We start from the raw sequence: 2282 nt of genomic DNA on the forward strand, positions 1-2282 counted from the left end.
CCCTCGACGCGGCCGGCGTCGAGTCGCTGTCCACGCTGCGCGCCTCCGCGAAGCGGGAGGGCCACGACCAGGCGGTCGGCCGGTTCGGCGTCGGGTTCGCCGCCGTCCTCGCCGTCACCGACGAGCCCGCCGTCGTCGGCCGGCACGGCGGTATCCGCTGGTCGCTGGCCGAGGCGCGGCTGCTCGCCGCCGACACCGCCCGGCACAGCCCCGGGCTCGGCGACGAGATCCGCCGCCGCGAGGGGCACGTACCGCTGCTGCGGCTGCCGTTCGCGGCCGAGGGATCCGCGCCGGAGACGTACGACACCGTCGTCATCCTGCCGCTGCGCGACGCGGCCGCCGGGGATCTCGCCGAGCGGCTGCTGAACGCCGTCGACGACGCCCTGCTCCTCGCCCTGCCCGGGCTGGAGGAGGTCGTCATCGAGAACGGTGACGCTCCCGCGCGCACCGTGCGACGGCGCGAGGAGGGGGCGTACGTCGTCATCGAGGACTCGCGGGACGGTGTCACGCGCTGGCGCACGGTCGCCGAGCACGGCGCGATCGAGGCCGCGCTGCTCGCCGACCGGCCCGTGGAGGAGCGGCTGCGGCCCCACTGGTCCGTGACCTGGGCGGTGCCGACGGGACCCGACGGAGAGCCGGTCCGGCCCCGTACCAGCCCCGTGGTGCACGCGCCGACGCCCAGCGACGAGGCCCTCGGCGTCCCCGCGCTGCTCATCGCGTCGTTCCCGCTGGACACGACCCGGCGGCACGCCGCGCCCGGCCCCCTCACCGACTTCCTCGTCCAGCGCGCGGCCGACGCGTACACCGAACTCCTCGCCGCCTGGCAGCCGGTGACCGAGCAGATCATCGGTCTCGTGCCCGGTCCGCTCGGCAAGGGGGAGCTGGACGGGGCGCTGCGCCAGGCGATCCTGGAGCGGCTGCCGCGCACCGCGTTCCTGCCGCGCGCGCTGCCGCCCGCGGAGGACGACGACGAGCTGCCCGAGGCGCTCCGGCCGCGGGACGCCGAGGTCGTCGAGGGCGCCGGCGCGGAGACCGTGCGGGTCCTCGCCGAGGTGCTGCCCTGTCTGCTGCCCGCCGGGCTCGAACGGCGCGCGGAGCTGCGCACGCTCGGTGTCGCGCGCCTGCCGCTGGGCGACACCATCGACCGGCTCGCCGGTCTGGAGAAGGCGCCCGACTGGTGGCGGCGGCTCTACGACAGCCTCGCGGGCGTCGACCCGGACCGCCTCTCGGGGCTTCCGGTGCCGCTCGCGGACGGGCGGACGACGATCGGGCCGCGCCAGGTGCTGCTGCCCACGCCGGACGGCCCGCAGACGGCCCCGGAGACCCTCGCCCGGCTCGGTCTGAAGGTCGCCCACCCGGACGCCGCGCACCCGCTCCTGGAGAAGCTGGGCGCCCTGCCCGCGACCCCGCGCGCCGTGCTCACGACCCCGCAGGTGCGGGCCGCCGTGGCCGCTTCGCTGGACGACGAGGACATGGCGTGGGACGACGAGGACGGCCGCCCGGACGCCGAGGAGCTCGCGGAGCTGGTCCTCACCCTCGTTCGTGAGGCCGCCCTCGACCCCGGCGACGAGCCCTGGCTGGGCGCCCTCGCCCTGCCCGACGAGGACGGCGAACTGTCGCCCGCCGGTGAACTCGTCCTGCCCGGCAGCCCGTTCGCCCGGATCATGCGCGAGGACGAACTGGCCTTCGTGGACGCCGAGCTGGCCGAGCGCTGGGGCGAGCAGCCGCTGGCCGCGTGCGGTGTCCTCGCCGGCTTCGCGCTCGTGCGCGCCACCGACGTCGTCCTCGACCCCGACGAACTGGAGCCCCGCGACGGGGACTTCGCCGAACCCGACGACGCCGGGCTGCTGGACGCCGTCGACGTGTGGTGCGAGGACATCCTCGACCGGTTCCCGGACAGCCCCGTCCCGCCGGTCGCCACCGAGATCGTCGCCGTGCGCGACCTGGACCTTGTCGACGAGGACCGCTGGCCCGAGGCGCTCACCCTGCTCGCCCGGCCCCCGCTGCGGGACGCGCTGGTGCAGCCGGTGAGGATCCTGCTGCCCGACGGCACCCACGAGGTCGTCCGCCCGTACACGGCCTGGTGGCTGCGCGGCCACCCCGTCCTCGACGGCCGCCGCCCCGCCGGTCTCCTCGCCTCCGGCGGTGATCCGCTGCTGCGGGGCCTGTACGACGAGGCCGACGCCACCGGCTTCGACGACGAGCAGGTCCTGCGGGCGCTGGGCGTGCGCACATCGGTCGCCGCGCTGCTCGACGAGCCGGGCGGCGCCGCCGAACTGCTG

Annotated in this window: 1 pseudogene; it reads left to right on the forward strand. The window is 76.8% G+C overall.

The annotated features are described in order from the left end of the window. Positions 1-2282: pseudogene (locus AOK15_RS39565) on the forward strand (sacsin N-terminal ATP-binding-like domain-containing protein); the annotation flags it as partial.

Origin of the sequence: Streptomyces ossamyceticus (genome assembly GCF_001418475.1) — a bacterium.
GTDB classification, from domain to species: domain Bacteria; phylum Actinomycetota; class Actinomycetes; order Streptomycetales; family Streptomycetaceae; genus Streptomyces; species Streptomyces ossamyceticus.